Annotated in this window: 26 protein-coding genes and 3 pseudogenes; 5 read left to right on the forward strand and 24 right to left on the reverse strand. The window is 40.5% G+C overall.

From position 1 onward, the window contains the following. Positions 1–35: 35 nt before the first annotated feature. Positions 36–575: a hypoxanthine phosphoribosyltransferase gene (gene hpt, locus BKL51_RS01890; RefSeq protein WP_077465059.1), complete on the forward strand. Its 540-nt coding sequence runs from the start codon at positions 36–38 to the stop codon at positions 573–575. 71 nt (positions 576–646) lie between these two features. Here hpt and BKL51_RS01895 read toward each other — a convergent pair whose 3' ends face one another. The 4 genes from BKL51_RS01895 to moeA all read right to left on the reverse strand — a co-directional run bounded on the left by BKL51_RS01895 (position 647) and on the right by moeA (position 4,390). Continuing rightward, on the reverse strand, positions 647–1,135 hold the full coding sequence (locus BKL51_RS01895; RefSeq protein ID WP_077465060.1) for a hypothetical protein: 489 nt from the start codon (positions 1,133–1,135) through the stop codon (positions 647–649). 5 nt (positions 1,136–1,140) lie between these two features. Further along, the gene (locus BKL51_RS01900) at positions 1,141–2,211 is read right to left on the reverse strand and encodes an MFS transporter (RefSeq protein ID WP_077465061.1); all 1,071 of its coding nucleotides are present in this window, start codon (positions 2,209–2,211) and stop codon (positions 1,141–1,143) included. Between the two features lie 230 nt (positions 2,212–2,441). After that, the gene (gene moeB, locus BKL51_RS01905; RefSeq protein ID WP_077465062.1) at positions 2,442–3,173 is read right to left on the reverse strand and encodes a molybdopterin-synthase adenylyltransferase MoeB; all 732 of its coding nucleotides are present in this window, start codon (positions 3,171–3,173) and stop codon (positions 2,442–2,444) included. Further along, entirely contained in the window at positions 3,173–4,390 is a 1,218-nt protein-coding gene (gene moeA, locus BKL51_RS01910) for a molybdopterin molybdotransferase MoeA (RefSeq protein ID WP_077465063.1), read from the reverse strand. The genes moeB and moeA overlap by 1 nt, the downstream gene beginning before the upstream one ends. Positions 4,391–4,572: 182 nt before the next feature. Here moeA and folE point away from each other — a divergent pair, with 182 nt between their 5' ends. Further along, complete coding sequence (folE, locus tag BKL51_RS01915; RefSeq protein ID WP_077465064.1) at positions 4,573–5,229, forward strand: GTP cyclohydrolase I FolE; 657 nt, start codon at positions 4,573–4,575, stop codon at positions 5,227–5,229. A gap of 66 nt (positions 5,230–5,295) precedes the next feature. Here the strand turns inward: folE and BKL51_RS01920 are convergent, their stop codons facing one another. Continuing rightward, a complete protein-coding gene (locus BKL51_RS01920; RefSeq protein ID WP_077465065.1) occupies positions 5,296–6,678 on the reverse strand; it encodes a DASS family sodium-coupled anion symporter in 1,383 nt (460 codons plus the stop codon). 316 nt (positions 6,679–6,994) lie between these two features. Between BKL51_RS01920 and BKL51_RS12250 the strand changes: the two genes are divergently transcribed. Further along, positions 6,995–7,150 carry a 50S ribosomal protein L19 gene (locus BKL51_RS12250; protein ID WP_255372285.1) on the forward strand — a complete coding sequence of 52 codons (156 nt, stop codon included), beginning with the start codon at positions 6,995–6,997 and terminating at the stop codon, positions 7,148–7,150. A gap of 195 nt (positions 7,151–7,345) precedes the next feature. Here the strand turns inward: BKL51_RS12250 and BKL51_RS01930 are convergent, their stop codons facing one another. The 16 genes and pseudogenes from BKL51_RS01930 to BKL51_RS01990 all read right to left on the reverse strand — a co-directional run bounded on the left by BKL51_RS01930 (position 7,346) and on the right by BKL51_RS01990 (position 20,750). After that, positions 7,346–7,927, reverse strand: coding sequence for an NAD(P)H-dependent oxidoreductase (locus tag BKL51_RS01930; protein WP_077465066.1), 582 nt, complete (start codon positions 7,925–7,927; stop codon positions 7,346–7,348). Positions 7,928–8,071: 144 nt separating this feature from the next. Beyond that, a complete protein-coding gene (locus BKL51_RS01935) occupies positions 8,072–8,455 on the reverse strand; it encodes a TonB-dependent receptor domain-containing protein (RefSeq protein WP_077465067.1) in 384 nt (127 codons plus the stop codon). A 15-nt stretch (positions 8,456–8,470) separates the two neighbouring features. After that, positions 8,471–8,584: a TonB-dependent receptor gene (locus tag BKL51_RS12035; protein ID WP_233127072.1), complete on the reverse strand. Its 114-nt coding sequence runs from the start codon at positions 8,582–8,584 to the stop codon at positions 8,471–8,473. A gap of 4 nt (positions 8,585–8,588) precedes the next feature. Further along, positions 8,589–9,845: pseudogene (locus BKL51_RS01945) on the reverse strand (TonB-dependent receptor domain-containing protein). Further along, positions 9,776–10,126 (reverse strand): TonB-dependent receptor, encoded by a 351-nt coding sequence (locus BKL51_RS11730; RefSeq protein ID WP_143530487.1) that lies wholly within the window; start codon positions 10,124–10,126, stop codon positions 9,776–9,778. Before BKL51_RS11730 ends, BKL51_RS01945 begins: the two are co-directional and overlap by 70 nt. A gap of 88 nt (positions 10,127–10,214) precedes the next feature. Next, a complete protein-coding gene (locus BKL51_RS12040) occupies positions 10,215–10,682 on the reverse strand; it encodes a PQQ-dependent sugar dehydrogenase (RefSeq protein ID WP_369801904.1) in 468 nt (155 codons plus the stop codon). Positions 10,683–10,817: 135 nt separating this feature from the next. Then, positions 10,818–11,246, reverse strand: a pseudogene (locus BKL51_RS12045) (sorbosone dehydrogenase family protein); the annotation flags it as partial. Continuing rightward, positions 11,200–11,460 (reverse strand): hypothetical protein, encoded by a 261-nt coding sequence (locus tag BKL51_RS12315; RefSeq protein WP_369801902.1) that lies wholly within the window; start codon positions 11,458–11,460, stop codon positions 11,200–11,202. The pseudogene BKL51_RS12045 and the gene BKL51_RS12315, both read right to left, overlap by 47 nt. A gap of 335 nt (positions 11,461–11,795) precedes the next feature. Continuing rightward, a complete protein-coding gene (locus BKL51_RS01955; protein WP_077465070.1) occupies positions 11,796–12,518 on the reverse strand; it encodes a pirin family protein in 723 nt (240 codons plus the stop codon). A 319-nt stretch (positions 12,519–12,837) separates the two neighbouring features. Continuing rightward, positions 12,838–13,968 carry a class Ia ribonucleoside-diphosphate reductase subunit beta gene (nrdB, locus tag BKL51_RS01960; RefSeq protein WP_059366632.1) on the reverse strand — a complete coding sequence of 377 codons (1,131 nt, stop codon included), beginning with the start codon at positions 13,966–13,968 and terminating at the stop codon, positions 12,838–12,840. An 11-nt stretch (positions 13,969–13,979) separates the two neighbouring features. Continuing rightward, positions 13,980–14,834, reverse strand: a complete 855-nt coding sequence (locus BKL51_RS01965) for a toll/interleukin-1 receptor domain-containing protein (RefSeq protein WP_077465071.1) — start codon at positions 14,832–14,834, stop codon at positions 13,980–13,982. Between the two features lie 15 nt (positions 14,835–14,849). After that, the gene (nrdA, locus tag BKL51_RS01970) at positions 14,850–17,120 is read right to left on the reverse strand and encodes a class 1a ribonucleoside-diphosphate reductase subunit alpha (RefSeq protein ID WP_077465072.1); all 2,271 of its coding nucleotides are present in this window, start codon (positions 17,118–17,120) and stop codon (positions 14,850–14,852) included. A gap of 274 nt (positions 17,121–17,394) precedes the next feature. Further along, positions 17,395–17,976, reverse strand: a complete 582-nt coding sequence (gene dolP / locus BKL51_RS01975) for a division/outer membrane stress-associated lipid-binding lipoprotein (RefSeq protein WP_077465073.1) — start codon at positions 17,974–17,976, stop codon at positions 17,395–17,397. Between the two features lie 92 nt (positions 17,977–18,068). Beyond that, on the reverse strand, positions 18,069–18,653 hold the full coding sequence (locus BKL51_RS01980; protein ID WP_077465074.1) for an SIS domain-containing protein: 585 nt from the start codon (positions 18,651–18,653) through the stop codon (positions 18,069–18,071). Between the two features lie 14 nt (positions 18,654–18,667). Beyond that, positions 18,668–19,027, reverse strand: a complete 360-nt coding sequence (locus BKL51_RS01985) for a YraN family protein (protein WP_077465075.1) — start codon at positions 19,025–19,027, stop codon at positions 18,668–18,670. A 1-nt stretch (position 19,028) separates the two neighbouring features. Further along, positions 19,029–20,750: a penicillin-binding protein activator gene (locus BKL51_RS01990; RefSeq protein ID WP_077465076.1), complete on the reverse strand. Its 1,722-nt coding sequence runs from the start codon at positions 20,748–20,750 to the stop codon at positions 19,029–19,031. A gap of 75 nt (positions 20,751–20,825) precedes the next feature. Here BKL51_RS01990 and rsmI point away from each other — a divergent pair, with 75 nt between their 5' ends. Further along, positions 20,826–21,674, forward strand: a complete 849-nt coding sequence (gene rsmI, locus BKL51_RS01995) for a 16S rRNA (cytidine(1402)-2'-O)-methyltransferase (protein WP_077465077.1) — start codon at positions 20,826–20,828, stop codon at positions 21,672–21,674. A gap of 81 nt (positions 21,675–21,755) precedes the next feature. Then, positions 21,756–23,204: a metalloprotease TldD gene (gene tldD, locus BKL51_RS02000; protein ID WP_077465118.1), complete on the forward strand. Its 1,449-nt coding sequence runs from the start codon at positions 21,756–21,758 to the stop codon at positions 23,202–23,204. An 83-nt stretch (positions 23,205–23,287) separates the two neighbouring features. On the opposite strand, the gene BKL51_RS02005 is transcribed toward tldD, so the two are convergent. From BKL51_RS02005 to BKL51_RS02015, 3 genes and pseudogenes are all read right to left on the reverse strand, one after another. Beyond that, entirely contained in the window at positions 23,288–23,968 is a 681-nt protein-coding gene (locus tag BKL51_RS02005; protein ID WP_077465078.1) for a 3-keto-L-gulonate-6-phosphate decarboxylase UlaD, read from the reverse strand. A gap of 77 nt (positions 23,969–24,045) precedes the next feature. Next, positions 24,046–24,513 carry a PTS sugar transporter subunit IIA gene (locus tag BKL51_RS02010; RefSeq protein ID WP_077465079.1) on the reverse strand — a complete coding sequence of 156 codons (468 nt, stop codon included), beginning with the start codon at positions 24,511–24,513 and terminating at the stop codon, positions 24,046–24,048. Between the two features lie 77 nt (positions 24,514–24,590). Next, positions 24,591–26,407: pseudogene (locus tag BKL51_RS02015) on the reverse strand (PTS ascorbate-specific subunit IIBC). Between the last annotated feature and the right edge of the window lie 357 nt (positions 26,408–26,764).

Raw genomic sequence — 26,764 nt, forward strand, 5'->3', positions numbered from 1 at the left:
CAAGTTGAGCTCATTATTTAATTTAAGGACAAAAAATGAAAAAACATCATGTTGATGTATTAATTTCTGAATCCGATGTAAAAGCGCGTATTGCGTCACTGGGAGAAGAAATTACGGCTTTTTATCAACAAAAACGGGTCAATAAACTTATTGTTGTTGGTTTATTACGCGGTTCATTTATTTTTATGGCTGATTTAGTACGTGAATTAGCATTGCCGATGGAAATTGAGTTTATGACAACATCAAGTTACGGCAGTGGGATGACAACCAACCATGATGTAAAAATCAGTAAAGATTTAGAGGGCGATATTCGAGGCGAACACGTGCTTATTGTCGAAGACATTATTGATACCGGTTATACGCTTGAGAAAGTTCGTGAAATTTTGAATTTACGTCATCCGGCGAGTTTGGCTATTTGCACGTTATTAGATAAACCTTCGAGAAGGGAAGTCAGTGTTCCGGTGGAATGGGTCGGCTTTGAAATTCCTGATGAATTTGTCGTAGGTTACGGTATTGATTATGCCCAACAATATCGCAACTTAGGCTATATTGGTAAGGTTGTGTTGGAAGAGTAAGTTTTCAGCATAGAAAGTGCGGTCAATTTTAATGAAGTTATGACACTTTGTTTTTTGACCGCACATTGTTTTTACCGGCTGAGTGAACGTTCGGCATTTTTATCCCAATCAATCCACATTCTCTGGATTTTATGTTCCCCGTCTTGCATTTTCGTACGAAAATACATTTTTATTTTCATTGCCTCTATTTTTTCACCTAGAAAAGAGGCGGTTAAATCATAGGTAGCGGTTAATCGGTTTTTACCAATCGGTAATACTTTAATTGCCATTAGCATATCGTAGTATATCGTGCCGTCTTTTAAATTGTTTATCCAGTCGGTTTTCGCAAAACGTTTCCGTTTCGAGTCGCGAATCACGGTTAGGACAAAATCGTCAGAGAGTAATTTATCCAGCTCAATGTAATTTCCCTTTTCAAGCGCCGTGACAAGTTGTGAGTATAAATCAGCCAATTCAGCCTGTTCGGCTTCCCGATTTTGCAGATCATAAAGGGCGGGAGCAATTGCGATTATACTGATGGTAAGTGATAGCAATAGCGAAAAGAAAATATGACGTAACTTCATTTTATTTACCAAATTAAAAAAACGACAGGAATAATATTCATCACAAGGGCTGTTGTACCGGCTAAGATAAGCTTTGATGTACCGAACATCAGACCTTGATTAACTCCCTTATCTAATTTTACTAACATATTTGCCAGGGCGGTATTGGCGAATAATCCTACAAAGGCGAAGATAATCAAATAAATATATGCTGTTATAAATGACAGAAAATCAATGACATAGAACCATGGCACAATGAGCGTAATGACTAAGAGTGGGGCAATATAAGTTAGTTTTACAACGCCAAAATTTAATTTTCGAGAAAAATGGCTCTGAAATAGCACGGCAATTAGGTTATTAATAAAAAAAGCAATAGGGATCGATTCCGGATTATCTAATAGATTGCTGAAAATATAGGGGAAAATAATATAAAACGAAGTTCCCATTGCCAATGGAATAAATAATAACAAATGAGCAAAAACAAAGCGCTTGCTTAATACTTGTCGGATATGACTTAGCCGAAATCGGGTTGCCCGCACTTTGCATGATGTTTCTTTTACCGTTAGCAACATAAAAATGAGCATTGCCACTTCAATACCACAACTAACCCAAATCAACATTTCAGGTAGTTGAAATTGTAAAAAAGGTAAAGCAAGTAACGGGGCAAACATTGAGGCTAGGCTTTGAATACGTAAAAATTTACCCTGGGCTTTCGCTTTATCGTGGTAATTATTTGCTGCGCTGGAAAGGAGTAGGGCACGAGCATTTGTACCAAACAGCGTACTACCCAAACCAAAAAAGAAGGTGGTTAAGAGTAAGAGCGGGTAGTAATCCGTGGTGATAAGTAAAATATAGGCAATCGCATCCATTAAGCAGCCGAACAACATCATTTTTGAACGACCGAAATGATCGCCCCAATATCCGGCGAATAAAGAGAAGACTTGGCTGGCAAATACCAATAAGGAAAATGCAGTGGTAATTTGAGCGGTATCGAAACCTTTATTGCCTTGTAAGTAGATGAAAAAGACACTTTGCATGGCGGTATAAGCGATACCGGAGAAAAAACGCCGCCATAAAATTACATTTTGAATATTCATTTTTAGATACTTTCCGAAATTAACCGACGAATCATACCAAATTATGGAGAATTTTCACTTAGAAGTTCAGTGAATAAATCAAAGAGAAAGCCGATTCTGTCTGGCAATGGAGCGATATATAAACGCCCCATTATTGATATGATAAGGGTAATTAAAAGATTAATGTTACAAGTTATGCCCGGTGATTTTGAGTATTTTCGTTACAAACACCGAGCCGAAATAAAAAATATTTAAGCCGTTTTTATCGGTAATCTAATTTCTCTTATTTTCATTGTCATCCCATCGATCATTAACAAGCGACCGGATAAAGTCTCACCAATGTTTAATCGAACCTTAATCGCCTCTAATGCTTGAATCGAACCCACAATCCCTACGATTGGTGCGAGTATGCCGGCTTCTACGCAACTTAACGCGTTTTGCCCGAAAAGTTGGCTGAGATCACGGTAAGTCGGGGTGTTAGGTTCATAAGTAAAGACCGAAACTTGTCCTTCCATACGAATTGCTGCGCCGGAAATTAGCGGAACATGATTTTTCTTACATTGGCGATCAAGCTGATTACGGATATCGACATTATCGGTACAATCAAGAATAACCTGAAAGTGCGGTATAATTTTACCGAGTTTTTCTTCGTTCAATTTATCGTTGATTGTTTCAATCTCAATATGCGGATTAATTTGTTGCAACGCGATTTTGGCAGAATCAACCTTTGGCATATTAAGTCTTGCATCACAATGTAATATTTGACGCTGGAGGTTAGAAAGCGAAACTTGATCAAAATCCAACAGGGTTAAGTGTCCCACACCGGCAGCCGCAAGATATTGTGCGGCGGCACAACCCAAACCGCCTAAGCCGACAATCAACATTTTGCTGTCTTTTAGTTTTTCTTGCCCGTCAAAATCAATGGATTTCATAATAATTTGGCGGTTATAACGTAATTCTTCTTCATAGCTTAGTGTTGACATTATTGCCCCAATAGATAATTAAACGGTTCAATAGTAACGGTTTCACCGGCAGTAACATTACCGCGATCTTTTTCTAATACGATGAAACAATTACTTTTCACAAAAGAACTGAATAAATGAGAGCCTTGGAACCCGACCGATTGAACTTCGATCTGTCCGTTCTCATTCATTTGATAGTAACCCCGTTGGAAATCTAAACGCCCCGGCGTTTTTTTTAAGTCGGTTGTTGCAATGGCGGTAAAGTGCGGTTGTTTTTTCGGATATTTTTGACCGCTTAATTGCAAAATTGCCGGTTGTACGAGCTGATAGAACGTGACTAAAGCGGAAACGGGATTGCCCGGCAATCCGCAGAACCAAGCATTGTACAATTTTCCAAAGGCAAAAGGTTTGCCCGGTTTCATGGCTATTTTCCAGAAATTAACCGTACCGACTTTTTCTAACACGGCTTTGGTGAAATCCGCTTCGCCCACAGAAACCCCACCGCTGGTAATGAGTAGATCCGCGTGGCGTTGGGCTTCTATAAATGCCTTTTCAAATTCGACTTCGTTATCGGGTAATAAACCCAAATCCAATACTTCGCAATTTAATTGTTGCAGCATAAGTTTTATGGTGAAACGGTTTGTATCGTAGATTTGCCCCTCTTTTAACGGTTGTCCGACCTGGACCAATTCATCTCCGGTAGAAAGCACTGCGACTTTTAAACGAGGATAAACTTTTACTTCAGCAATGCCGAGTGAGGCAAGTAACGGTAAGGATACCGCATTCAGCACATCCCCTTGTTGTAAGACAATATCGCCTTTTTTTATATCCTCTCCAATACGGCGAATGTTTTGGCCGGCTTTCGGGTATTCGTTGAGTGTGATCGTACCGTCCTCATTGACGGCAACTTGTTCCTGCATAACTACCGCATCCGCACCTTCAGAGATCATCGCGCCGGTCATAATACGTACTGCACTTTGTGCTATCCATTCACCTTTGAAAGGATTGCCCGCAAAAGACTTGCCGGCAACGGAGAGGGTTAATGATTGCGCCAAATCCGCCAGACGCACGGCATAGCCATCCATCGCCGAATTATCAAAGGAAGGAACATTGATTGGTGATACTACATCTTCGGCACATACACGGTTTATTGCTTCGGTTAAAGAAAGCGTTTCATGTTGTGTCGGGAAAGGAAGTTGGCTAAGCATTTGGTTCAAAGCTTGATCTAACGGAAGCATAAAAAATCCTGGGTAAACGGTTGAGAAAATTTGTCGGGTATTTTATCGTGAAATCGTTTCTAATTTAAGGATTAAATTCTGAAATGATGAATGAGATCAATAAATATCGGTGATTTTTCTCATTTTACGATGTACTTATATTTTGCTAGAATGCCGCATTATTTTTTAGGAACGGAAAGTAAATGAGTAATATTTCACAAGATGCGCTAAATGTGCATGAGGCCCTGATTGCTAAGGGCATTGAGACTCCAATGATTACCCCTAACCAAAATAAAGACGAACGCCGTTCCGGTATTGCCGGCCATATGCGAGAAGTGATGAAGCTGATCGGGCTGGATTTAGGGGATGATAGTTTGGAAGAAACGCCGAATCGTTTGGCAAAAATGTTCATTGATGAAATTTTTAGCGGAATGGATTATGCCAACTTCCCTAAAATGACAAAAATTAAAAATCAAATGAAAGTCAGTGAAATGGTGCAAGTTAATGATATTACCCTCACCAGTACTTGCGAACATCATTTTGTCACTATTGATGGCAGCGTTGCCGTTGCTTACTACCCGAAAGATTGGGTAATCGGGCTTTCTAAAATTAATCGAATCGTTACTTTTTTTGCACAGCGCCCACAAGTACAGGAACGTTTAACCGAGCAACTTTTAACGGCTTTTCAAACTATTTTGGAAACTGACGATGTTGCCGTTTATGTGAAAGCGACCCATTTTTGTGTAAAAGCCCGTGGGGTCAAAGATACCAATAGTTATACGGTGACGTCCGCTTACGGCGGTGTATTTTTGGAAGATCGTGAAACCCGTAAAGAGTTTTTAGCCTCAATCCAAAAATAAAAGAATGTGAAAACAAATGACCGCACTTTAATCGCTCAAAGTGCGGTCATTTTTTGTGATTTTATTTTAGAGCCACATAAAATAGGTGAATCCTCCAATCACTGCGATACAGAATAAATTCAGGATTAAGCCGACTTTTGCCATATCAATTTGTTTAACATGTCCTGTCGAGAAAACAATGGCATTAGGCGGTGTTGCGATAGGAAGCATAAAGGCACAGCTGGCACCGCAGGCAATAATTGCCGCAAGTGCAATCGGTGGTAGTTCCATAGATTGCGCAACGGAAATAACAATAGGAATAATTAATGCGGCACTTGCCGTGTTAGAGGTGAATTCCGTTAAGAAGATAATAAAACCGGCAATTGCAAAGCATAGTACCCAAAGCGGTTTTTCCTGTACAAATTGTACGATAGTATCCGCCATAATTTTACTCGCCCCCGAATTTTTCATCACAATGCTGAGCGTTAAGCCGCCGCCAAATAGTAAAAGCACGCCCCATTCCACACGTTCTTGAATTTCTTTCCAGCGGGCAACACCGGAAACGCAAATTAAAATAACGACGAGAAGAGCAATTACCGTATCGAAATTTTCAATGTTTTTCGGTAGTTCTAAGAATTGACTGATCAATGGGTTAATCACCGATCCAAATAATAATAAAACGGTCATAAAAATAAAAATGCTAAGGGTAAGTATATTTTTCCGATTGAGTTCAACTTTTTCGATTGACGGTGAAAAATCGACAGAAAAGTCGGGACGTAAAACAACCCATAATGCAAAAATCATAGACGGAATTAAGAGTAGCATCACAGGAAATCCATAGGATAACCATTCTGTAAAAGTAACCTGAATTTGAGAGGCTAAAATTGCGTTAGGAGCACTGCCGACAAGTGTTCCGATGCCGCCGATATTCGCACTAAATGCCATTCCGAGTAATACGAAACAATAGAGGCGATAATTTTTCCGAGCATTAATGCCTTTTAACATACCCATAGTTAGAGGCAACATCATAGCGGCAACGGCGGTATTATTTATCCACATAGAAAGAAAAATTGTTACGCCGAACAGATAGGCGACGGATAACTTTAAATTACCTTTCGCCAAGCGGATAATGTAGTTAGCGATAATTTTGTCGAGATTTTGGATTTGTAGAACTGCGGCAACAACAAATCCGCCAAAAAACATATAAATAATCGGTGTGGAAAAAGGTGCTAATGCTTTTTGTGTATTAATCAACCCTAAACCAATGGCAACGATCGGCACCATAAGGGATGTTACAGTAATATTAAATGCTTCGGTTAGCCATAAAATCCCGACAAAAACCAGTAAAGCAAGACCACGATTTTCTTGTGAGGAGAAAGGTAGAATCTTAATTAAAACAAGCATTAGCATAAAATCTAAGGCGAGTATAATTAAACCCTTATATTTGGAAAAATATGTTGTTTTTTGCATTGTAGAACCTCCAAAATGAAGCTTTTTGTTATTAAATTGTATTTTTCACAATTAGGCTTTTAACAGAGTCTACAATTTAGATCAAATTATTTTAATAAATAATGGATGGTTAAAAGGTTAGGTAAAAAAACGAAAATTTTTTGATATTGTGGATAATCTTATAAAAAGTTTAATTGATGAAAATGTAATTTGTTAATGAAGAATGTAAGTTAGGCGAAATGATAAGAGAAAAACAATATTTGCAGATGATATAGTCTTTTAGAGGAGGAAATATTTAACAAAAAAGAGCGGTCAAATTTTTATATGAATTTGTAAAATTGATTGGGCATTATGTAGCAAACTTACAAAACAAAAACTGATACAAAATCTAGGTGCTGAGTGCATATTCCAAGCATGCTGCCCGATAATCGACAGTATTGTCGTTAAACGTAACGGTTTGGTTTACAAAGCAAAATTTTATTACTTAGGCTAATGTTAGGATAAATCCGCTCGTATCAAAGCACGTTTAGACGGTTAATTTTTATCAAGTAAAAAAGGCTTGGGGGATCCCGAGCCTTTTAGTTTTTGATGTTAAGTCTGGATTTAGTGATGAACACCGATATTAACCGATACCCAAAAACGACTTTTTGTCAGTCGGCTTTAATAACGGTTCAAAATATTTACTAAATTAACCAAACACGCGATTTAAATGTGCTTTGTAATCTGCAATATATTTCGGCACATCAGGCGATTTAATCACATCATTACATATAAATGTCGGTAATCGCTCGGTAATGCCGATAAACTCATTGGCTTTATGGAAATGTAAATAAACGCCGTCCACACCTTGTGCTTCAAAGAAATCGCCTTCACGGGTAAAGGCTTCAATCGGCGCATTCCAAGTGAGTGAAAGCATATGTTTTTTACCGCCCAATAAACCGCCCGTGCCGTATCCTTCTGTCGGATTAACACGGTGACGACCGTCGCTTTGATATAATTTGCCGTGCCCTGCGGTGAACACTTCGTCAATGTATTTTTTTACCGTCCAAGGTTCGCCCATCCACCAGCCGGGCATTTGCCAAATTACCGCGTCCATCCATAAAAATTTTTCGATTTCCGCCGTAATATCATAGCCCTGCTCAATGACAGTTTCTTGCACCTGATGCCCCAAGCCTGTTAACACTTCTCGCGCCGTGGCGTGCAGGGTATGGTTTAATTGCCCGTTAGAATGACCAAAGGTTTTTCCACCGTCTAATAATAAAATGTTCATTTTGCTCTCCTGATAGGTTTAATAATAGATTAAGTGGTTAGATTTTTCGATTGTTTGGCGTTGGCACAATACCTAAGATAGCCAATTTTGTGTATCTCCGACATGGTGCCAAAACCTCTCCAAAACTAACCGCTCTTTTAGTTGCTAGAATGCATATTTTACATTCATTCCAATATTAAAATTGCGTTTTAACGCCGGCTCGTAATAGCGACCGTTGGCGTCATTGATGACCACATTGGCATAATCTTTATCAAATAGATTATTGACGCGCAAGTGGTGATCAATCTGCCAGTTGCCTTTTTCCCACAAGTAGCCTGCATAAGCGCCCACTACTGTGTAGCTTGGGGCGTATTCGCTGTTTGCGTTATTGACCGCTACTTTGCCTTGATAGCGTGCATCCGCACCTATGCGCCAGCCTTTTTGATCGTGCCAGCCGAGGCTTGCGTAGGCGTTATGTTTTGCTACGCCGGCAATACGATTGCCTTGGGTAATATTCGCTCCGACAGTTTGGCGGAAGCGCGCGTCCACAAAGGTATAGCTTAATTACATTTTAAAATCTTGCCAAAGCGTACCGTTCCAAGCCAATTCAGCACCTTGTCGGCGGGTTTTGCCGGCATTGCGGAAGGTTGCCCGACAGCCCATTGTGCCGGCGGACACAATGTCATCTTTGCTTGTCGGTACGGTATAGTGCCATAGTTAGCATACTGTCACCTAAGCCTCGTTTCAGCCCGATTTCATAATTATCCGTGGTAAGCGGTTTAAGGTCGAAATTCAAGCCGGATTGCCCGTCTGGGCGGTAGCTTAATTCTAAGAATGTGCCTGTTTCAAAGCCACGGCTATACGAGGCGTAGAGATTGGTATCTGCCAACCCTTGTCAACTTAGCCCGATACTTGGAAGCCATTTTTCATCTTTTTTACGACCGCTGTCATCGCCGTTACGCAGATAGTGATCCTTCGATTTAAACGTAGTTGTGCTGTATCGCAAGCCGCCGTGAACTGTCCAATCCGGCAGGAATGTCCATTGTGTTTGAAGGTAAGGATCAAGGTTGTAGATTTTGTTGGTTTCATCGCGGCGTAACGCACCTTTCACGCCATTGATCGTACCGTTAAAATTCTCATACCCTTTACGTTTGTCTTGCATATAGTCGAATGCAATACCTGCGATCACATTAAAGTTGTCGGCAAAATCGTGCTGTAAATGCATATCCGTACCGGCATAATAGCGAGTGAAGTCAATCACGCCGCCGGCATGCCCGGCGTTACGGATTTGGGTAATGCGGGGAATAGGCAAATACTGTTCAAGACGGCGTTCGCCAAGGTAAGCAGTCAAATTCAGACGGTTTTTTTCATCCAGTTTTTGGCGATAACTCAAGCCAAGTTGAGTTTGACGTACGTTTTTACGTGCGTTAAACATTTCAAGATTAGTCGCAACTTGATTGCGGTTTGCTTTCCATTGTTCGTAGCTTAATGCTCCCGGATCTTGCGCTTTAATATCGCTATGGTTGAAGGTAATGCCCACTTCCGCTTGATTTTCCATGGTCCAATCCGCTTTGAAATTCACCTGATTTTTGCGTGCAGCGCTGTGATCTCGTTTGCCTTTGGTAGTGAACCGATTGACGCTCAACATATACGCTGGCACATATTTATTGTCGCTGCCGCCTTGCGCCTTGAAGCCGTAATGCCATGTACCGTTACTCCCGCCGTCCACGCTGGTTTCAATACTCGGTGGGTTTTGCCCTTTTGGGTTGTGTACTAAAATCGTGCCTGCCGAAGAATTGCCGTAAAGCGATGAAAAAGGGTCTTTGAGCATTTCAATACGCCCGAGGTAATTAAGATCAATATGACTGGTTACCCCTTGACCATTCGGCATTGTGGCGGGAATGCCGTCCACATATAATCGCACGCCACGCACTCCCATACGAGAACCGCGCGTGGAAAGATTAATATCTGAGCATAATTGTGCCGATCCAAGGCTACCAAACCGGCAATGCCTTGCAAGGCTTCGCTTAAGCTGACATTCATTCCGCTTTTTTGGCGTATATCCTTTCCTTCGATTACATCAATGGAAGCCGGGGTACTAAAAGGGGTTATTTTTGCGCAAATAGCGGTTACGGTAATTTCATCTAATATTGTTTCATTGTTGGCAAAACTATTGACCGCACTAGAGGCAATCAATGTTGCGATAACCGTTTTCTTCATTTGCATCCTTTAAAAGAAAGGCATCTTTAAAGATGCCTTGAAATATTTACAATTTTGGTCGATATTCGATTGCTTGTGAGAGTTAGGGTTATTTACCGGTGTATTCGAACACGATAATTGCGCCTTTGTTTTGCATTTCGGTGTTCGGTTTACCATTTTTGCCTAAACCGTAACCGACCGCATCGGTCGCTACGTAGATTTTACGCGTATCAAGACTGATCACCGCATTACGGTAACGGTTATCGGTTTTGAAGTGTTTGCTGAAATCGTCTTGCATTTGTTCTGATTTGCCGTCTAATTTCACGTGGTAAATCGCCCCGGTTTTTAAGGTAGTGATTAACAAGGAATTTTGCCACTCTTTGATCGCACCGTCTTTCGGATAGTAAATAATGCTTGACGGAGCAATGGTCGGCCAGCATAAAAATGCTAACTTACCGCAATTTTCATCGGAGTAGTTATAACCTGTCGGCACGGTAAAGAAGGTTTTTTGTGGTGCTTTAAAGTTTGGTGCGTTAAATTCGCTTTCTTGGTGAACCGGCACGCCCTCAGGGATCACATTAGAATCAAATTTCGCTTGTAATTCTTTCGGTGCTTTGAACCATTCGGCGTAAACATAAGCTTCGTTGTCTTTATAACCTGCAACATTCGGCCAGCCATAGTTATCGCCTTTTTCAATGCGGTTTAATTCATCGTCGCTAGACGGGCCGTGTTCTACTGCAAATAATTTATCACCGACAAAGGCTAAACCTTGTGAGTTACGGAAACCGTAAGCGTAAACGTGGCTTTTTACGCCGTTTAATCCCGGGTTATCCGCTGGAATCGAACCGTCCACATTTAAGCGTAGAATTTTACCCGGATAAAGTGAATAATCTTTGTTTGCAACCTGCTCAGCTGTTGGTAAGTGTTGTGATTGGATTTCTTTATTAACATGCTTACCTTATCCGAAGCCCTGATCGCCAATGGTGTAGAATAATTTGCCGTTCGACCCAAAACGTAAACGCCCGGAGTTATGGTCGCCACTTGCCGGCAATTTATCCATCACAATGGTTTCATTTGCCAATTTATTGGCTTTTTCATCGTAAGTTAAACGAACAATGCGCGCGAATTTTTTCGCCTTCATTATACTTATAGGCGGTATAAAGATAGTTTTCCCCTTTACCGGATAAAAATTCCGGCGCAAGCGCTAACCCTAATACACCTTGATGTGGAGGAGCGGAGAAGGTGTTTTCAAAATGATATAAAACGGTACGTTTTCCGCTTTTTGGATCGATTTTAACAATATTTTTGCCTTGACGCTCGGTAATCCAAAGTTGGTTATCCTTACCCCAAAGCATTTCCCAAGGGCTTTCCAAGCCATCGATTAATACTGTTTCGTTAAACGGTTCGGCAATATCTACTTTATTGCCGGCTTTTGCATAAAGATTGCTACTAGTAACCGATAATATGCCTAATGCAAGGGCAAGTGTTGTTTTTTCATTAAAAAAATCTCCTAATAAGATTATGGTTAATAAAATCGTCGAGTAAAAGTGCGGTCGGAAAATCCAACGGATTTTGGATATTGAATTTACCGACCGACTAAAATGAAAAACGTTATTTTAGTGATTTTAAAGTAGTTGGCAAGAGGCACTGAAAATGAGCGGCAATCACCGCTCATTACTGCTTTGCCGTCTTACTCCATGGCAAGTTCCATCGGTACTTCCATCAACAAAATTTCAGCATCATCCGTTGCTTCCACATTGAAGTTCTCGACATGCCAAACGCCTAAGCCGTCACGCTCGGAAAGATCGAAACCGGCTACTTTTGCCGAACCTTTAATCACAAATATATATACAGCATTTTTCGTGTCGTTTAAGCGGTATTCTTTCGTCGTACCTTTGTCAAATTTTGCCAAGTTGAACCAGGCATTTTGGTGAATCCATACCCCTTCATCATCCGCATTTGGCGATAAAATTTGTTGGAAATCGTTTGGTTTTGCGCCCTCCGCAATACTTATTTGTTGATAACGCGGTGTCACATTACGTTTATTTGGGAACACCCAAATCTGTAAAAATTTCACCGGTATATCCGTGTTCGGGTTCATTTCGCTATGGGTAATACCTGTACCGGCCGACATCACTTGAATATCGCCGTGGCGAATCACACTGCCGTTACCCATACTGTCACGGTGGGCTAAATCACCGCTTAACGGAATGGAAATAATTTCCATATTATCGTGTGGATGCGTACCGAAACCGCGTCCGCCTTCCACAAAGTCATCATTGATCACTCGTAATGCACCGAAGTGAATACGATCAGGAGCGTAATAATTGGCGAAACTAAAAATATGACGACTTTTCAACCAGCCGTGATCTGCATTGCCACGAGAATTTGCGGAATGAAATACAGTTTTCATAGATATTCCTTAACTTTTTACAATGAATTGCACATTACTGTGCGTTCTTGATGTGGCGTATATTACATCCGCCTAAAAAAAGAAAAAGACGATTTTTGTTAAAAGATTATTTACTAATAGTGAATAATTGAAGGGTTTTAGTCTTTTAATGATTACGATTATTTAGAATATAAAAAGAGCCGGCAAAACCGGCTCTTTTATCTATCATCTTAAATTCAAAAGTGTGCGAGAAATTCGGCAGAATTTTAAGCATGGATTTTATTTTGCTATGAGAAAATAAATAATTCCTCGCAATTTTTATGTTTAACTACTGAGTTAATTAAAGATCGAAATCGCCAAAATCTTTGGTATCCACTTTAGAATCAATCTGACCCACAAGATAAGAACTCACTTCTACTTCTTGTGGCGCTACTTGTACGTTATCGGAAACCAACCAAGCATTAATCCAAGGGATTGGGTTGGAACGCGCTTGGAACGGTAACGGTAAGCCAACGGCTTGCATACGGATATTGGTGATGTATTCCACATATTGCACCAAAATATCTTTGTTTAAGCCGATCATTGAACCGTCTTTAAACAAATAATCCGCCCATTCTTTTTCCTGTTCCGCCGCAGCAAGGAATAAATCATAGGCTTCCTGTTTGCATTCTTCAGCAATTTCCGCCATTTCAGGATCGTCCTGACCCGCCGCCATAATGTTTAAAATATGCTGTGTACCGGTTAGGTGTAGCGCTTCATCACGGGCGATAAATTTAATAATTTTTGCGTTACCTTCCATTAATTGGCGTTCCGCAAAGGCGAAAGAGCAGGCAAAAGACACATAAAAACGAATGGCTTCAAGGGCATTCACGCTCATTAAGCAAAGATAAAGTTGTCTTTTGAGGTTGCGTAAGGTAACGACACATTCTTTACCATCTACGGTGTAAGTTCCTTCCCCGTATAAACTATAAAGTTGGCTATCACGGATTAAATCATCGTAATAAGAGGAAATATCGCGCGCACGTTTGATAATTTCTTCGTTGGTGACGATGTCATCAAAGACGATAGAGGGATCGTTCACAATATTACGAATAATATGGGTGTAAGAACGGCTGTGAATGGTTTCGGAAAACGTCCAAGTTTCAATCCAAGTTTCCAATTCCGGAATAGATACCAACGGCAACAATGCCACATTAGGGCTTCTTCCTTGAATAGAATCAAGCAAGGTTTGATATTTTAAGTTACTGATGAAAATATGTTTTTCATGTTCCGGCAATGCAGCGTAGTCGATACGATCTTGCGACACATCCACTTCTTCCGGACGCCAGAAGAAAGAAAGTTGTTTTTCAATGAGCTTTTCAAAAGTCTCATATTTTTGTTGATCGTAACGTGCCACGTTTACATTTTGACCAAAGAACATCGGTTCTTTGAGTTGGTCGTTTTTGGTTTGTGAGAAGGTTGTATATGCCATTTTTTGTCCTTTTACTGATATATTATTTTTCCAATTTTAGCTGGAATAGCTTTTATGATCTGAGATAATGCTTCTAAATCTGAAGTTGGTTCTTTATATACATATGGTGTTAGCAAATCTGGAACAGTTGCATTAGGGCTTAACTTTAATGCAATAAGAGCAAATTTTGGATCTTCTCTTTTCCTTTTTATTGCATAAGTTATCTCACTTTCTAAGTAATTAGTATCTCTATAATTTTCAGTTAAGAAAAATACGGCAGCACATGAATTTTTCATACCGTTAAATAATGATTTTTCCAAGTGAGCACCTGCAGTCAACTCTTCTTCATCAAGCCAACTATCAAATCCTATTTGGTCTAGAATTCTTTTGAATTCTCTAACTTTTGGCTTATCAGCTGTTTTATGACTTAGGAATATTTTCATTGGTGTTAATCCTAAAAAGAATTTATGTTTTTCAATGTTTAATTCTATTTCTGAAAGTAAATTACTTAAATTTTTATTTACAATAAATAATCCATCACCTTCATTTAAGTTTAAATTGTTATAGAAGTATTCTCTTACCTTATTTAGATTATTGGATTGTACTATGTCTAGTTCAAGATCGTCCGAAGTTAATGTTCCTCCCCCACTAAAACATATATTAGCCATTGGTGAATTTACATATAAAAAAGCAATATATTCTCCAGGTAGATCAAATGATTGAACTCTACTAATACCATTAATTATGGGCCATTTACGGACATAGTGTGGATACAGATCTTTAATTTTCTGTTGATAGATATCTAGGATTACATCGCTCCACATAATATTACCTTCGGGATCTTTATATCTACTGACAGAATTTTCTAGAATACTATTAATGTTCATTAGTATTATTCCTCATTAAATCTTACACGCCCCACCAGCACAGCCGTCATCAAGATCTTCTTGAGCATCTTCGGCGCCGTCGCGGGTGTTTTGGTAGTAAAGAGTTTTTAAGCCGTATTTGTAAGCGGTTAATAAATCTTTTAATAGCACTTTCATTGGTACTTTACCGTCTTCAAAACGTTTTGGATCGTAGTTAGTGTTAGCGGAAATTGCTTGATCCACGAATTTTTGCATAATGCCGACTAAGTGGAGATAGCCATCATTGTTTGGAATATCCCACAGCAATTCGTAATTGTCGCTTAAGTTTTCGTAATCCGGCACCACTTGTTTTAAGATCCCGTCTTTTGAGGCTTTCACACTGACATGACCGCGCGGTGGTTCAATACCATTGGTTGCGTTAGAAATCTGTGATGAAGTTTCTGACGGCATTAATGCAGTGAGGGTCGAGTTACGTAAGCCGAATTCTTGAATGTCTTTACGCAAACTTTCCCAATCGTAGTGCAATGGTTCTTGTGTGAGCGAATCCAAATCTTTTTTATAGGTATCAATCGGTAAAATACCTTGTGAGTAGGTGGTTTGATTGAAATATTCGCAGGCACCTTGTTCTTTGGCTAAATTCATTGAGGCTTTTAATAAATAATATTGAATCGCTTCAAAAGTGCGGTGGGTTAAATCATTGGCACTGCCATCAGAATAACGCACGCCGTTTTTCGCTAAGTAATAGGCATAGTTAATTACACCAATACCGAGAGAACGGCGGGCAAGGGAGCTGCGTTTTGCTGCGGCGACAGGGTAGTCTTGATAATCTAATAAGGCGTCTAATGCACGAACGGCAAGATTCGCTAATTCTTCCAATTCATCAAGATTTTCAATTTTGCCTAAGTTAAATGCGGAAAGAGTACAAAGGGCAATCTCACCGTTTTCATCATGAATATGATTTAATGGTTTGGTTGGTAAGGCAATTTCTAAGCATAAGTTAGATTGGCGTACCGGTGCCACTTGCGGATCAAACGGTGAATGCGTATTACAGTGATCTACATTTTGAATATAGATACGACCGGTTGAGGCGCGTTCTTGCATTAGCAAAGAGAAAATTTCAACCGCTTTAACGGAACGCTTACGAATGTTCGGATCTTGTTCGTATTTGAGGTAAAGTTCCTCAAATTTCTCTTGATCGGCAAAGAAAGCTTCGTAAAGTCCCGGTACATCGGAAGGACTGAATAAGGTAATATCACCACCCTTAATTAAGCGTTGATACATTAATTTATTTAATTGCACACCGTAGTCCATGTGGCGCACACGGTTATCTTCCACACCACGGTTATTTTTCAATACCAGTAGGCTTTCAGCCTCTAAGTGCCATAACGGGTAGTAAACCGTTGCCGCACCGCCACGTACACCGCCTTGAGAACAAGATTTCACCGCCGTTTGAAAATACTTATAGAACGGAATACAACCGGTATGGAAAGCCTCACCGCCACGAATTTCACTGCCCAGGGCACGAATTGCACCGGCATTAATCCCGATTCCCGCCCGTTGGGAAACATATTTCACAATGGCAGAAGCGGTGGCATTAATGGAATCCAAGCTGTCGCCACATTCAATTAATACGCAAGAACTAAACTGACGGGTTGGCGTTCTCACCCCCGCCATAATTGGGGTTGGCAAGGAAATTTTGAATGTAGAAGTCGCATCGTAGAAACGCTTGATATAGTCCAAGCGGGTTTCTTGCGGATATTTTGAAAACAAACTCGCGGCGACCAATAAATAAAGGAATTGTGCCGATTCGTAAATCTCACCGGTTACACGGTTTTGCACTAAATATTTCCCTTCCAGTTGTTTTACTGCCGCATAAGAAAAGGTCATATCACGCCAGTGATCGATAAAACCGTCCATTTCATCCCATTCTTCACGGGTGTAATCGTCTAAAAGGGCATGATCATATTTGCCCATACGCACGAGTTTTTTGACGTGATCATATAAACGGGGCGGATCGAAATGACCGTAAGCTTTTTTGCGTAAATGGAAAATCGCTAAACGAGCAGCAAGATATTGATAATCCGGCGTATCCTTGCTGATTAAATCCGCTGCTGCTTTGATAATGGTTTCGTGAATATCGGAAGTACGAATGCCTTCGTAAAACTGAATATGTGAACGTAACTCCACTTGAGAGACGGAAACATTTTCTAATCCTTCTGCCGCCCAAGTAATCACTCGGTGAATTTTATCAAGATTGATTTGTTCTTGCGAACCGTCACGCTTGGTAACCTTTAAACTCTTGTTCATGAATACGATCCCTGCAATTGCTATGATATTTTTTGAACACAATATATAGTGTTGTAAAAAGAATGATGCACAAGATAATGTGTTTCTTAGGTCAGATCAAGCAATAAATTTTTCTTGAAAACGATTGACAAAAAATTTGTTATTAAAAAACAAATACTTTTCTGATAATTGGTAAAAATATGAATTTTTACTTGAAAAAATACAAAAAGTGCGGTCGAAAATTACATTGTTTTCGACCGCACTTTTAGGGGTAAAACGATTTATTTTAGGAAGATTAGTTTAAATATTTGAATACCTTAACGACTTTTTGCACACCGTTAATTTTGCTGGCAATTTCTGCCGCCGCATCAGCTTGAGCTTGGGTTACATTACCTAATAGGAATACTTCACCGTTTTCAGTGATGACTTTTACGTCCGTTGATTTTACACGATTATCTATTAACATTTTGGATTTTACTTGCGTTGTGATCCAACTGTCTTTGCTAATTTGCCCGATAGTAATTTTAGAGCCCACTCGTAACTCATTATAGACATCGGCTACGCCATCTACACCTTTTGCCAGGCCGGTGGCGGTTTCCTTTGTACTTTCACTCGGTACTTGACCGATTAATAATACGCGCGCACTGTAAGAGACGGCATTTACACGTGCTTCGGATTTGATTTGTTCATCTTTGTCTAAGGCATTTTCTACCTTAAATTCCAGGGTTTCATCATCTACTTGTGTACCCATTGTGCGCGGATCTGTTGCTACTTTTGTGCCTGCTGCGGCTCCGCCGAGTACTGCGGCGACACAGCCTTGTAGTAGAACGGAGACACTCATAATAAATACCAATTTTTTTAATGAAGTTAGTTTCATTTCTTTCTCCTTTATTTAAATGAATCAGTTAGTTAGTCAAATAAATAGTGAAATAGTTTAGGGGCCGGCTCCCAATGATGATGGGTATTCTATCAAACTCTTGGAAATAATGTTTGATCAATTAATTCGCAAACTGCATTAATCACAAATAAATGATTTTCTAAAATACGACTTTCTTTATTGGTAGGAATGGAAATTTCCAAATCTTGTTCTGCTAATAGACCTTGAATAGTATCGTTATTTGAACCGGTTAACGCAATGACATTAATTTCTTTACTCACCGCATTGGCAATGGTGTTTAGTACGGCTTTCTCCACACCAAGCGGAGCAAACGCAATAAGTAAATCGCCGGGTTTTGCCATTGCGTTAAATTGATGTTGATAGAGATTTTCCGGAGAATGATCAAAAACTAGTGAGGATCCGACCGCACTTTCTAGGCTGAGCAGGACAGAAGGAAAGCTTGGGCGTTCAATATCATAGCGGTTAAGCAGATTGGAAACTAAAAATTGTGCATTGGCGTAAGAGCGCGCGATACCGCAAGCAATCACTTTATTGCCGCCAAGTAAGCATTGAATAACTTTTTGACTTGCATTAGCTATATTTTCCGTCAGTAAACTGGAAGCGGAAATTTGAATTTGAATACTTTCGCTATAAATGTCTTTAACTTGTTGTAACATAATTGAAAATAAAATTAGTCGAGAAAATTAGGAATCCATTGAATATCTTGTGTGTTTTTGCCGAAAGCGATGAGATCAAAACGGCAATCAGCATCTTCTAAGCTAAGATTGTGATTGGCAAGCCACAGATTGGCGGCATCAAGCCATTTTTGCTGTTTATTCCAATCAACGCTATCAATAGCCGAGCCAAAGCGTGTATTTGAACGTTGGCGTACTTCCACAAACACAATAGTTTGTCCGTCTTGCATAATGAGATCTAATTCGCCACATTTAAAATACTGATTTGCTGCAATAAAATGCAATCCTTTTGATTCCAAAAAAAGGCGGGCTTGATGCTCAAAGCCCGCTCCTTGTTGGCGTTTTAACGAAAACATATTAGTTAGCCACCGGTACCACTTGACCGTTTTGGTATTGGAACCAAGTCATATCGCGTTCTACATTGCAGTTTGGCCCTGCGCTTAAGATGCCTGTTAAACCGCTTAATTGATAGCCCGGTACTTGTCGTAATTCATTGAAATGATTGATTAATAACCAAGCATCCGCACCCATTGCATACAAACGCATTAGCTGATATTCACCACCGGTTGAACCCGCCACTTTTTGATATTGCGCGGATGTAGATTCTTTGAAAAACGGAATATCGCTAAATTGTACGCCGTTCATTTGCGTTACATATTCAGCGGAATTGCTTGCCGAATTAGAACGCGAACTTGCGTAGATTTTTAAATTTGGTGCGCTATTTGCAAGATAACCTTTGATTTCTGCCAATTCTTCAGGATTGGCGACTGCATAAAGTGCAGTCGAATTTGTACCGTTTTCTTGCAAGAAATAAGGCACATCAGCCGGTAAATTATAGTAGCGAATGTTGGCATCCGTTGAGGCTAATTGCTGCCAACGAACATTAAAGGCATTGCCGACACGCTGACCTAATTCATTTTGCGGCATCGCAACAACAGGGTTGCGTACTCCGTCATTCCACATTTTGGTTGCGGCCGATTCGGCTTCATCTTCCGGCGATAAACCGTAGTAGCACATCTGGTTAATGGCAAGGGTATTTTGTGTTGAGTTTAAGGCTAATACATCAATCCCTTGTAGAGACGCCGGATTATTAATGATCGCATCCACATTTTGTTTTAAAAGAGGCCCCACCAAGGCTTTCACACCGGCTTGTTTTGCTTGTGCGATAATATCGTCAATGGAATAAGTAGATGAATCAAAAATTTGTACGGGAATGGTCGAATTTCCTTTGGCATCATTAAAACCGGATAGAATAGTATTGCCTAAAATTTGCCCGTCTCCGCTAATCGGCAAGATTAAACCGATTTGTGCAAGATTGGTTTGTTGAAAGTTCAACAAGCTTTGTAATTCTTTTGGAAAGAGAGTGGCTGCGGCATGGTTTGGATATGCAGTTTTCCACTGTTGTAGGGCTTGGCTTAACTGCACAGGCTGACGAATATTGTCGTTATAGATTTTAATTAAAGTAAGCCAACCGCCTAATGCCGCATTGCCGTCATCCGGTGCATTATTGATCACACCCGTATTTGCCGAACGTAGTAATGCCCAAATTTTATCTACATTGCTTTGGCGGCGTTGTACATCGGTAAGATTGTTATCCATTTTTATACGAGCTTTTACTGCTTCAATCACATCTTTACGGTTTTCAAAAATGGCCGCTTGCGTTTCATAATAACGGGCTTTTTGAGAAGCACTCAGCTTATTTAAATCAATTAAACGTAATTGGCTTTCCGCCACTTCATTTGCACCTTTCGCAGAAGAAAGACGGGCTTCAATTAGTGAACGGTCAAGTTTTTGTGCATCATTTAATTCGCCTAATTCATATAATATTGCCTCAGATTGGGCAATTTTATTCTCTGTGATGAATGCGCGTGCAGCGAGTAATTTATAGGTTTCCTTATCCTCAACATTTTGGGTTTGTGCCAATTTGTTCATATAAAATTCAGAACTGGCGTTAGCATCACGTTGAAGTGTTTCGGTGAAGCTACTGCCGAATAAATTGGAACAACCGGCTAACGCTACGGATAATAAAATTGGCATTAAACGTTTTTTAAAACCTGTGCCTTGTAATAGAATAGACATATTCGCTTTTGCTCCATTATGAATGCGTCAATAATGAAGTGATCTTACTTATCTCAAACCTTAAAAGCAAACAAAATGAATAATGTAACCGGAATTTTATATATCGTGGCAACACCGATAGGCAATCTGCAAGATATTACTCAACGTGCTCTGGATATTTTTTCACAAGTGGATTTAATTGCGGCGGAAGACACGCGCCATAGCGGTTTATTACTTAGTCACTATGGGATTAAAAAGCCGTTTTTTGCGTTGCATGATCATAACGAACAGGAAAAAGCCGTTGTTTTGGTAGAAAAGTTAAAACAAGGAAGCAGTATTGCGTTAATATCTGATGCCGGTACGCCTTTAATTAGCGATCCCGGTTTTCATTTAGTGCGTCAATGCCGTGATGCAGGGATCAAAGTGGTTCCTTTGCCGGGCGCCTGTGCTGCGATTACCGCACTTTGCGCTTCCGGTATTGCTTCGGATCGTTTTTGTTTTGAAGGCTTTTTACCGGCGAAAACGAAAGCGCGCAAGGATAAGTTAGAAAACTTGTCGGAAGAAGACCGCACTTTAATCTTTTATGAATCCACCCATCGTATCTTGGATACCTTTGCGGATATGCAAGAGGTATTGGGCGAAGATCGTTATGTGGTGTTAGCCCGTGAAATAACGAAAACTTGGGAAACCATTATGGGTGATAGGATTGGGAATTTACGAGAATGGTTAGCCGAATCGCCAAATCGTACTAAGGGTGAAATGGTATTGATCGTAGAAGGTAAACCTAAGCAAGAAAATGAAGCGGAATTATCTCCTCAAGCGATTAAAGCCTTAACCTTGATTGCTCAAGAATTACCGCTTAAAAAAGCGGCGGCGATTGTAGCGGAATTATACGGCCACAAGAAAAACGCCTTGTACCAATTTGGATTGGATCATTTTAACTAATATTTTTTCCCAAGAATTTTCGTTTTTATATTGAGAATTTATCGGAATACCACAAAGAATTTTATGAATTTCGGAGAACAAATGTTAAATCAAGTTTCAAACACATTACTTACCCCAAGCCATTTATCAACTAAAGAATTGATGAATATTTTTGATGTGATGTCACACCGAAATATTGATTATGCCGATTTATATTTTCAGCTTAGTCAAGACGAAAGCTGGGTTTTGGAGGACGGCATCATTAAAGAGGGGGGATTTCACATTGATCGCGGCGTTGGGGTGCGTGCGGTATCCGGCGAGAAAACTGGGTTTGCCTATTCGGATCAAATTACGCTTTCTTCCCTTCAACAATGTGCTAATGCGGTAAAAGGTATTGCGCAAACTAAGCAGGGCAATATTATTGTGCCGACTGCGTTTAATACTGTAAATCCGATTATGCGTTACGCTGCAGTTAATCCCTTAGAGAGTTTGTCGAAAGAGAAAAAAATTGAATTACTGAATTTGGTTGATCGCATTGCCCGAGCGGAAGATCCTCGTGTAACCCGAGTTTCTGCCAGCTTAAGTGCCGTTTATGAAGAAGTGTTGGTCGTGGCAACGGACGGTACATTGGCGGCAGACATCCGACCGCTTGTACGTTTATCGATTTCCGTTTTAGTGGAAGAAAACGGCAAGCGCGAACGAGGAAGCTGCGGCTGCGGCGGGCGCTTTGGATTGGATTGGTTCTTTGAAACCGTTGACGGCGATATTCGAGCGGTGAGTTTTGCGAAAGAAGCGGTTCGTCAGGCGTTGGTTAATTTAAGTGCGGTTGCCGCACCGGCCGGATTAATACCGGTTGTGTTGGGGGCAGGTTGGCCAGGCGTATTATTACATGAAGCTGTAGGGCATGGGCTGGAAGGTGATTTTAACCGAAAGGAAACTTCACTCTTTACCGGCAAAATCGGTGAATTGGTCACTTCACCGTTGTGTACCATTGTAGATGACGGCACGATTGCTAACCGTCGTGGCTCACTGACTATTGATGATGAAGGTGTACCGAGCCAATGTAATGTACTCATTAAAGACGGCATTTTGCAGGGTTATATGCAAGATAAAATGAATGCGCGATTGATGGGGGTAAAACCGACAGGGAATGGTCGTCGTGAGTCTTATGCCCATTTACCGATGCCGCGTATGACAAACACTTATATGTTGGCGGGACAGAGTAATTTTGAAGATTTAATTGCTTCGGTCGAGCACGGCATTTATGCACCTCACTTTGGTGGCGGACAAGTGGATATTACTTCAGGCAAATTTGTGTTTTCCACCTCAGAAGCCTATCTTATCGAAAAGGGTAAAATTACAAAACCGGTAAAAGGGGCAACCTTAATCGGTAGCGGTATTGAGGTGATGCAGAAAATTTCTATGGTTGCTGATAAAAGTGAATTGGATTTAGGCGTGGGTGTATGCGGTAAAGAGGGGCAAAGCGTACCGGTTGGCGTAGGGCAACCGGCATTGAAGATTGATGAAATCACAGTAGGCGGAACAAATTAATCCCAAAATTAATTGATAAAAAATCGGATAAAACCGTAGGGTTTATCCGATTTTTATTTAGATATTCTCGTTTGGAAGATTAGTTATACCCAATACTTTTCAATTTCAGCGCGAATGGCTTCTGCGATTGCTTTGCCTTTTTCTCCGACTAAGGCTCTGCCGGCAATAAAGGCTTTAGCATTTTTGATCTCTTTGAATAGATGAATATCTTCCGGCACAATGCCACCGGTGATGGATAGCTCAAGTCCTAGAACAGATAATTTTTTCATTAATTCAACATCTTCCGTTGTCCAACCTTTACCTGCTAATTCCGCATCGCGTGAACGGTGATAGATTGCTTGTGTCACACCTAGTTCAACCCACTCTTTGGCATCTTTTTCTACCGTCCAATTTCCGTAGATTTCAATTTGAATTTCTTTTTTGACTTTTAATTCAGGGTGAGCAGCATTGAATTCGTCCGCCACCTTTTTACAAGCCGTTTTTGTCGCAGGGTGGGCGGCAGCGGAGACGGTCAACCAGTCAGCACCCGCTTCAAATGCCATTTTTGCTAAGATTGCCCCGCCGTCGGTAGTTTTCAAATCACACACGATAATATGGTTTGGGTGTAAGGCACGCAAGGTGCTGACGGCTTTCATACCCTCTGCACAGGCTAAGATAGTGCCGATCTCAATAATTTCCACTAAATTTTCCGCTTGTTTGGCATCGGCAACGGCTTTTTCCAAAGAAAGGGAGTCAAGCGCAATTTGTAATAATGGTTTAGACATAGTGATTATTCCTTCTGTTAAATTGAAATAGGGGAAAGTGCGGTTAATTTTGGCCGCACTTTTTGAATTTGATTAGATTAGCCGTTTAGTGCTTTATCAATTGCCGCATAAACTTCATCGGCATTATTGCAACTACGGAAGCGGTTTAAATCCACGCCGTCATCGCTATCCGGATCATCAAGGACTTGGGTAATTTCCATTAAACCTTGCATATGCTGATCGGAGTCGCTACCAGCAAGGGTAATTAACACATATACCGGATCCTCTTCTCCGTCGAAATAAATCGGTTCGTTTAAGGTAACTAAGGCAAATGCCGTTTTAATCACGCCTTCTTCCGGACGGGCGTGCGGCATGGCAAGCCCCGGTGCTAAAATAATATAAGGCCCCATTTTTTCGATATTGCTGATAATCGTATCGTAATAACGAGGTTCGATTGCGCCCGAAGCCTCTAATAAATCCGTACCGATTTTAATTGCCGCTTTCCAATCTGCAGCAGTTTGGTTAAGCTTGATCGAATTGTTGGCGATAAGTGATTCTTTTAACATATTAATATCCTTAATTATGTAGTGTGAAATTGGTGCGGTAAATTCTCGTTGAAAACCGACCGCACTTTAATTAGTCCTTATTTACTATTTTGGAATTTGTTAATCAACTCAATTAACTCGTCCCCAAAGGAATTCGGGTTTAACATATTTTGTACGCCTAAAACATATTTTCCTTCGCCAACTTGAATTTCATCGGATAAATGTTTTGACGAAACAATAATATCCGTGCTGTCCAGTTTGCCTTTATAGTCGGTCACCGCACAGGAATCCATAATGTTAGGAATACCGCGTTTATCCAAATAACCTTTGATCTTCATTTTCATCATCATTGAAGATCCTTGACCGGAACCGCAAACAGCTAGAATACGCACCGGTTTTGTCGTCTCGTCGGAAACTTCGTTATTTTCGACCGCACTTTGGCTTGATTGTTGTTGAGATACCGGTTGGTCTTCACTTTCATCAACGCCATAACCGTCCATTTGCTCAAGGGTTTTACCGGCAGCCACTGCCGCGGCTTCGGCCGCACGTAATTTTTTCGCGGCAAACGCCATATAAACAAAGGCGGCAGCTAAGATAACAAAGAAGAAGAACGGTACGCTGACGATACCTTGTAATACCGGCGGGAAGAATAATGCCCAGTCTGCCATTCCCATCCAACCGTTAAAGGTTGCGCCTTGAGTCGCCAATAGGTGAATTACCCACGCCGAACCCAATACTTCGATAATCCCCATGACAAAACAGATTTTCATCACCGCACGCCAGCCGCCGAAGTGGTTGGCAAATACGCCGATGGTTGCGTTGGAGAAGAACATTGGGATAAAGCCCGGAATGATTAATACGGAAGCATCGAAACCGAGTAATAGGCCGACTGCGACGAATTGGCCGATTGCCCCCCACATAAAGCCGAATACCATCGCATTCGGAGAGAAGGCGTAAATTGCCGCACAATCAATTGCCAACACCGCATTAGGAATCACCCGTTCGGAGATACCTTTAAAGGCTTCGGACAATTCGGCGACGAACATCCGGACTCCGATAACGATGACTTGAATCGCTACGGCAAATTTTAATCCGGTTTCAAAAATATAAATTGACCAGTGGGTTTTGCCAGCCATGGTTTGTAAGTTATCCAACCCGAAAGAGAGAAGGATAATGCCGAAGAAGACGGTCATCACCAACACGGTGGCAGAGATGCTGTCGTGGAAAATATGTACTTCGGTAATTTCATATTGTCAACGCTGTCTTCTTTATTACCGAGTTTTGGTGCGAGTTGTACGGCAATCCAAGAGGCAATTTGTTGTTGATGTCCGATAGAAAAACCGGCTCCGCCTGTGACGGCTTGAGTCGGTTTATACATAATGTTGGATGAAATTCCCCAATATAATGCCATTATGATGGCGGTATAAATGGTATAAATGATGGTTTCCATCATTGACGCGCCGATAAGCATATAAAATACGGCAACCAATCCCGCCTGTTGGAACATAATATGTCCGGTCAGCATAATGGTACGAATACCGGTAAAGCGTCTGAATATCACAAGTAAAATATTTAGTGCTAAGGCTAATAAAACGGCATAGCCGACCCAGGCATAGTTATCCGCCATTGTTTCAATGGTTGCTTGCATACTGGTGTAAGGGTCGATTACCGCGCCGGTTAAGCCGTGATATTCGGATAATTTTGTGATAATCGGTTTAAAACCTTTTACTAATTCGCCGGCACCCACTTGTACTAACATAAAACCGACGATTGTTTTTATCGTCCCTTTGATCACAGTCGTGGTGTCTTTACGTAAAAGAATATAACCGATACAGGCCACGATACCTAAGAGTAGTGGCGCTTTGTTCAGCACCTGATCTCTAAACACGATAAATAAATCTAATAATGTTTCCATAACAGAACCTCTGTTGACATTGTTTAAAATGGGAAAAACTTAACGTTTGAGTCCGTTCCGAAGAGTGTCGAAAAAGAAATCCGCTAAATAATAGCAATTATCTATGAATAAAAAAGATTGAATTTGATTTTTTGTGAACAAAATCACATTTTATTTTTTCTAATAGGTTCTTGCTATGTTAAGCGAAGTAGATTTAATGTTTTCTATGTGCATTCTTGTTTTAAAACTTTATTAAATGAGTGAAAAGAATAAATTTAGATCTAGATCATAAAATCTAGAAAAAATATTTTACAAAACGAAATGATTTGATATGATTTATTTTGATTATTTTTTGATTTTTTAAGTAAACGGAAGGAG

Source organism: Rodentibacter sp. Ppn85, assembly GCF_001999335.1.
Lineage (GTDB): Bacteria > Pseudomonadota > Gammaproteobacteria > Enterobacterales > Pasteurellaceae > Rodentibacter.